Raw genomic sequence first — 6,763 nt, forward strand, 5'->3', positions numbered from 1 at the left:
ACTTTCCAAACGGTTCACAATGGGTGTCCCCGTGCGCATCACGATCTCATCATCCGCATGGTACTCGGCGGCACGGCTGTGCGGAAAGAAGTCCTCGTCGGTTTTGCCAATAGCATCCTTCTCATGCTTCACCCCGCAGTAGTCGCAGCCACGGCGGTTCACCGCCATGAAGCGTCCTTGGCGGTCCTTGATGAAAAACGACAAATCCGGCAGCAGGTCAAAGAGCCTCATCAGCTCCGCACCGCGTACCCGTCGTAGAAATGCCTGTGGTGAAATCGCCGCCATAATGCGTTTATTTTACACAAGCATGCCATGCCCATGCAAGACGGCATTGCAGCTCGCAGCGTATTCTTAGAGCATGAAGAACCTCCAGCATTCCCTGCTCCAGCACCGCGAGCAGCTACGGCGCATCGCCACAAGCCTCCACCGCGGCCACACCCGCGATCTGCATCAGCTCGATGCCCTGCTCGGCGATCTGGAAGTCATCCGCTCCTTCAATGACGAAGAGTTGAAAGACCTCTTTCTCGTCGTGAAGCATCACCGGCCGGATCTGGCGCTCATGCTGCTCACCCATGTACGAACACCCAAGGAGCGTCTGAGCCTGGGAAACTGTCTCGCCGCCGTCTGGAGTCGCATCGACATCAATGCCGCCTGGCGGGCCATCACCGCCAGCAGCCTCCCTGAGTCCGAGCGCCTCGCGCTGCGCAGCGCCATGGTCTGATGACAATTTGAGGCCAAATTTCAGCCAGATTGGCGCAAAATCCCGCGTCACCGCTCCGTAAGCATATTCATACCAGTCCGAGACATTTTCATACCAACCCGCAATACCCGCATGCGCTTCAATTCCACCCTGCTCCTCACGCTCCTCGCCTCTTCAGCGGTGGCGGCGCAGCCGATTGGCTTCAACAAGGACATACGCCCCATCCTTGCAGACGCCTGCTTCCACTGCCACGGCCCCGATCCAGGAACGCGCAAAGCCGGACTGCGCCTCGACACCGAGGCAGGTTTCTTCACCGCCAAGGAAGGTGAGAAGCCCACCGTCATCAAAAACCAGCCCGACATCAGCAACCTCTTCCAGCGCCTCATCACCAAGGATGAAGACGAGCTCATGCCGCCGCCGGAATCTCACAAAACTCTCAAGCCAGAGCAGATCGCGCTGGTGAAGGAATGGATCGCCCAAGGTGCGTCATGGCAGCCGCATTGGTCGCTCATCGCCCCGCAGCGTTCGGCAGAGCCGCAGGTCAAAGACAGCGCTTGGATCAAAAATCCGGTGGATCGTTTCATCCTCTCCAAGCTCGAAGCCGCCGGCCTCAAGCCCGCCGCTCAGGCCGATGCGCATGCACTCATCCGCCGCGTATCGCTCGACATCACCGGCCTGCCACCTTCTACGGAACTCGTCTCCCGCTTCGCCCCGAAGGACGGCTCTCCCATTTCAGACGCCTCCTATTCGGCGCTGGTGGATGAACTTCTCAAATCCCCTGCCTATGGCGAACACCGCGCCCGCTACTGGCTGGATGCCGCACGCTATGCCGACACGCATGGTCTCCACTTTGACAAAGAGCGCGAGATCTGGCCCTACCGTGACTGGGTCGTCAAAGCCTTCAATCGCAACGAGCCCTTCGATCAGTTCACCGTCGAACAGATCGCCGGAGACCTCCTGCCCAAGCCCACCGATGACCAGCTCATCGCCACCGGGTTCCAACGCTGCAACATCACCACCAACGAAGGCGGCACCATCGATGAAGAAAACCTGGCCATCTACGCCAGCGACCGCGTGCAGACCCTCGGCTGGGTCTACATGGGCCTCACCACCAACTGCGCCCAGTGCCACGATCACAAATTCGATCCCCTCACCCAGCGCGACTACTACTCCTTGGCTGCGTTCTTCCGCAATACCACGCAGAAGCCCAAGGACGGCAACGTGAAGGACGGCCTCGGCCCCATCCTTGTGCTGCCCACCGACAAAGATCGTCCGCGCTGGACTTCCCTGCCCACCGAAATCGCCGCTGCCAAAACAAAGCAGAACGATTCACGCAAAGCCGCCAAGCCGCTCTTTGATCTCTGGCTCACCAGCGCCAAGCCCGAAGACTTGGACAAAGACGTGCCCACCAAAGGCATCACCGCCCATGTGCCTCTCAATGAAGGCACCGGTAGCGAAGTCACCGGCACCTGCGGCACCGCCAAGACCTTCAAGGCCGTCGGTGAAGTCACCTGGAAGCCCGATGGCAAACTCGGCCCAGCCCCCGTGATGAAACCCAACGGCACCTTTGAAATCGGTGACGTAGGCGACTTCGAAAAAGATCACGCCTTCAGCTACGGCGCTTGGGTGCGCGCAGATCGCGCCGGCGTCTCCGGCAGCATTCTCGCCCGCATGGATGAAAAGAACGGCTATCGCGGCTGGGACCTCTTCCAGAGCGACACCAAGCTCTCCGTCCACATCGTCAGCAAATGGCCCGACGACGCAGTCAAAGTCTCCACCGCCAAACCCGCCCTCCGCCCTGGCGTCTGGCAGCATGTGTTCGTCACCTACGATGGCAAAGGCAAGGCGGGCAGCGTGCGCATCTATGTCGATGGTGTCGAAGCTCCAATCAAACCCGACACCAACGCCCTCAAAGGCAGCATCAAGACCACCACGCCCACCCGCATCGGCCAGCGCAGCAATGGCGCCTACTTCAGCGATGGCGGCGTACAGGATGTGCGCATTTATGACCGCCAGCTCTCCGCCACCGAAGTGCAGACGCTTTCCAAAGTCGGCCCCCTTCGCACCATGCTCGCCGCAAAAAAGCGCGGCCCCAAACAGCAGGAGGCGCTCTTTGAGCATTACCTCGTCACCCGTGACACCGCCTATCAGACCACACTCGCCAGCAGCACCAAGCTCACCGCCGAGCAGGAAGCCATCAAGGCCCGCAGCCCCCTCACCCACATTCAGGAAGAGCGCATGGATGCCAAGCCCATGGCCAACATCCTCATGCGCGGCCAGTATGACAAAGTCGGCGATGCCGTCGACGCCGCCGTCCCCGCAGCCCTCGGCAAACTTTCCGCCGATGCGCCCAAGAACCGCCTCGGTCTCGCCAAATGGCTCGTCAGTCCGGAGAACTCCCTCACCGCACGCGTGACGGTGAATCGCTTCTGGCAGGAACTCTTCGGCACCGGTTTGGTAAAGACCACCGATGACTTCGGCATCATGGGCAGCCCGCCCACACATCCCGAACTGCTCGACTGGCTCGCCGTGGAATTCCGCGAAAGCGGCTGGGACATGAAGCGCCTCTTCAAGCTCTTCGTCACCTCCTCCGCCTATCGTCAGGCCGCCATCCTCACCCCGGAGAAGATCGAAAAAGACCGCGACAACGCCCTCATCTCCCGTGGCCCGCGCTTCCGCATGGACGCCGAGATGATCCGCGACTACGCCCTCGCCATCAGCGGCTCGCTCTCGCCCAAGATGGGCGGCCCCGGCACCATGCCCTACCAGCCGGAAAACGTCTGGGAAGTCGTCGGCATGGGCACCGAGAAGTACAAACAGGACAACGGCGAAAACCTCTACCGCCGCACCCTCTACAACTTCTGGAAGCGCACCGCCCCTTCTCCCAACATGGAGGTCTTCAACGCCCCCACCCGCGAAGTCAGCTGCGTCCGCCGCGACCGCACCAACACCCCTCTGCAGGCCCTCGTCACCATGAACGATCCCCAGTTCATCGAAGCCGCCCGCAACCTCGCCCAGCACACTCTGGAAAACGTCAAAGGCGACGACACCGCCAGGTTCACCGCCATCGCCGAACACGTGCTCTGCCGCCCGCTCAAAGCCCAGGAAACTCCCATCCTCGCCGCCAGCCTCGCCGACCTCCGCAAATTCTACAGCGCCCAGTCAGCCGACGCCGAAGCCCTCCTCAAAGTCGGCGAATCCAAAACCGACACCACCCTCCCCAAGCCCGAACTCGCCGCCTGGACGATGCTCTGCAACGAGCTCATGAATCTGGACGAAGTGCTCAATAAGTAATCACCAGCCACAATGCAAGCCGACTGCCATCGTGCATCACTGTCAAAAACACGACCAGTCCTCTGGAGCGGCTTTCTTCTGCTATTCCTGACAGGTTGTCTCGATTTTGGCGGCCAGGATGAATGGCTGCCCCCTGAAGTTACGAATGTGCATCTTGAGCAGATCAAGCACACCACACTCATTCCACTGCCTGCCGGCACCAAAGGCCTTGCCTACCTGGTGGACAACGGGGGTATTGATGGAGCAATGGCAGCTAAAGTACAAATCCCTTCAGATAAGGTGACCGAACTACTCGCGGCTGACATCTTCACCAAAGGCTCTTCTGAATCTATAACTCAATGGATTGGCCCAGGCCGTCCTTGGTGGAAACCGGAAGAACTAGTCTCTCCTGTTTCCCGCACGCTGCAGATCAAAGGCAATCAATTTCTAGGTTGCATCCTCGGCACAAACGGCGGCGATCACTTTCTCTACATCACTTGGTTCGATACCTAATACACCACCATGAACATCCTCGAAGAATGGAACACCTATCAGACGCGCCGCCAAATGTTCGCGCGCGGCAAAAACGTGCTCGGCGGCGCCGCACTTGCAACGCTTCTAGGTGAGCGATTTGCCAACGCCTCAAACGACGCCGCCATGGGGCCGCAGTTTGCGCCCAAGGCCAAGCGCGTGATCTACCTGCACATGGTCGGCGGCCCTGCGCAGATGGACTTGTTCGACTACAAACCGGAGATGCAAAAGTGGTACGACAAAGACCTGCCGCCAAGCATCCGCAACGGCCAGCGTCTCACCACCATGACCAGCGGTCAGGCGCGCTTCCCCATCGCACCGTCGAAGTTCAACTTCGCCCAACGTGGCAAGTGCGGCATGTGGATGAACTCAGACCTCCTGCCCCACCTCGCAAAAAACGCCGACGACATCTGCTGGATGCGCTCGCTGCACACCGAGGCCATCAATCACGAGCCCGCCATCTGCGCCATGCAGACCGGCAACCAGATCACCGGTCGTCCCTGCCTCGGCTCCTGGGCCTCCTATGGCTTGGGCACCATGAATGAGAACCTGCCCACTTTCGTCGTCCTCATCGCCACACCGACGAACCGCGAGCAGGAGCAGGCCATCTCCTCGCGCCTCTGGTCCAACGGCTACCTCCCCGGCGAGCACGCAGGCGTTTCCTTCCGCAGCAAAGGCGACCCCATCCTCTTCATCAACAACCCGCCCGGCGTGCCCGACAGCGTGCGCAAGCGCACCATCGAAGGCCTCAACGCGCTCAACGAGATCAACTACAAGCAGGTCGGCGATCCCGAAACGCACACCCGCATCCAGCAGTACGAAATGGCCTTCCGCATGCAGGCCAGCGTGCCAGAACTCACCGACATCAACAGCGAACCCGAGCACATCTTCAAGCTCTACGGCGAAGAAGCCCGTAAGCCCGGCACCTTTGCCAACAGCGTCCTCATGGCCCGCCGCCTCGCCGAGCGCGGCGTGCGCTTCACCCAGATCTACCTCAACAACTGGGACCACCACAGCAACGTCGGCGGCCGCATGCCCAGCCAGTGCAAAGACGTCGACCAGCCCTGCCACGCCCTCATCGAAGACCTCAAGCAGCGCGGCATGTTTGACGACACCCTCATCATCTGGGGCGGTGAATTCGGCCGCACCATCTATAGCCAAGGCGGCCTCACCAAGGAAAACTACGGCCGCGACCATCATCCCCGCTGCTTCACCATGTGGATGGCCGGCGGCGGCTCCAAAGGCGGTGCCATCTACGGCGAAACCGACGACTTCAGCTACAACATCGTCAAAGACCCGCTCCACATCAGCGACTTCCACGCCACTGTCCTGCAGCTCCTCGGCTTCCACGCCGACCGCTTCAGCTACAAGTTCCAGGGCCTCGACGCCAAGCTCATCGGCGTCAATCCCGCGAAGCCCGTGAAGGCGCTCATGGCCTGATCACTTCCGGTTCAATCCCCTGTACTTCCCCGGTGCCATCCCCGCATACCGGCTGAAGTGCCGCGTAAACGCGCTCTGATCACACCACCCCGTTTCGATGGCAATATCCGCCAGCGAGTGATCCGTCTCACGCAGCAGCCTCGTCGCCTCATCCAGCCGCAGCTTGTGGAGCAGTTGCAGCGGGCTCATTTGAAACAGCCGCTGCACCCGCTGCTCGAACTGATACACGCTCAGCCCCGCCTTCTTCGCGATGTCCTCAATGCGCAGGCTCTCCGCAAAGTGCTGCTGCAAGTGCTTCAGCGCCGCCGCCAGTTCCGCAAAGCCGCCCGCCTTGTCACTCGGTGCATTCAAATCCCGCGAGATGCCAGTCACTCCGATGATGCGCCCATTCACAGCCCGCAGCGCATGCTTCGTCGTCAGGCACCAGCCCGCTTTATGCCCGGGATAAATGTGCAGCTCCAGCTGATGCTCCACCGGCTTGCCCGTTTTCAGCACCGCCTCATCCTGCCTCGCATAGCTGGAAGCCAGCGCCGCAGGAAACACCTCCGCAGGCCGTTTGCCGATGAGCTTCGATTTATCACCACCCGCGCACCGATCCGCCAGCGTCTGATTCACCCGCGCATACCGACCCGCCGTATCCTTGATGAAAAACACCACATCCGGCAGCGCATCAAATAGCGCCTCCATGGTCGAGTGCTCGGAGAATGGGCCGGTGGATTCCATGATTTTGACTGAATTGGCAGTCGCTCAGCCAAAAAGCAATCAAGACCCTTCAGCCATCCCCAATCATCCTCCGCAATGTCTCTACCCAAATGGTCC

Annotated in this window: 6 protein-coding genes; 4 read left to right on the top strand and 2 right to left on the bottom strand. The window is 60.5% G+C overall.

All coding sequences use genetic code 11. From position 1 onward, the window contains the following. On the bottom strand, positions 1-231 hold a 231-nt coding region (locus tag ACIREA_RS23260; RefSeq protein WP_397384734.1), incomplete at its 3' end, for a PAS domain-containing protein. Positions 232-358: 127 nt separating this feature from the next. On the opposite strand from ACIREA_RS23260, the gene ACIREA_RS23265 reads away from it, so the two are divergent. The 4 genes from ACIREA_RS23265 (at position 359) to ACIREA_RS23280 (ending at position 5,944) form a co-directional block, all read left to right on the top strand. After that, entirely contained in the window at positions 359-721 is a 363-nt protein-coding gene (locus ACIREA_RS23265) for a hypothetical protein (protein ID WP_397384735.1), read from the top strand. Between the two features lie 111 nt (positions 722-832). Beyond that, a complete protein-coding gene (locus ACIREA_RS23270; RefSeq protein WP_397384736.1) occupies positions 833-3,994 on the top strand; it encodes a DUF1553 domain-containing protein in 3,162 nt (1,053 codons plus the stop codon). A 12-nt stretch (positions 3,995-4,006) separates the two neighbouring features. After that, a complete protein-coding gene (locus ACIREA_RS23275; protein ID WP_397384737.1) occupies positions 4,007-4,486 on the top strand; it encodes a hypothetical protein in 480 nt (159 codons plus the stop codon). Between the two features lie 9 nt (positions 4,487-4,495). Further along, positions 4,496-5,944: a DUF1501 domain-containing protein gene (locus tag ACIREA_RS23280; RefSeq protein ID WP_397384738.1), complete on the top strand. Its 1,449-nt coding sequence runs from the start codon at positions 4,496-4,498 to the stop codon at positions 5,942-5,944. Here the strand turns inward: ACIREA_RS23280 and ACIREA_RS23285 are convergent, their stop codons facing one another. Continuing rightward, entirely contained in the window at positions 5,945-6,667 is a 723-nt protein-coding gene (locus tag ACIREA_RS23285; RefSeq protein ID WP_397384739.1) for a helix-turn-helix domain-containing protein, read from the bottom strand. Between the last annotated feature and the right edge of the window lie 96 nt (positions 6,668-6,763).

It is taken from the genome of Prosthecobacter sp., from assembly GCF_044373815.1.
Taxonomy (GTDB): Bacteria; Verrucomicrobiota; Verrucomicrobiia; order Verrucomicrobiales; family Verrucomicrobiaceae; genus Prosthecobacter.

Excerpts from the sequence above, each read along its gene's own strand:
- ACIREA_RS23265 (WP_397384735.1), top strand. The coding sequence starts at position 359 with ATGAAGAACCTCCAGCATTCCCTGCTCCAGCACCGCGAGCAGCTACGG.
- ACIREA_RS23270 (WP_397384736.1), top strand. The coding sequence starts at position 833 with ATGCGCTTCAATTCCACCCTGCTCCTCACGCTCCTCGCCTCTTCAGCG.
- ACIREA_RS23275 (WP_397384737.1), top strand. The coding sequence starts at position 4,007 with ATGCAAGCCGACTGCCATCGTGCATCACTGTCAAAAACACGACCAGTC.
- ACIREA_RS23280 (WP_397384738.1), top strand. The coding sequence starts at position 4,496 with ATGAACATCCTCGAAGAATGGAACACCTATCAGACGCGCCGCCAAATG.
- ACIREA_RS23285 (WP_397384739.1), bottom strand. The coding sequence starts at position 6,667 with ATGGAATCCACCGGCCCATTCTCCGAGCACTCGACCATGGAGGCGCTA.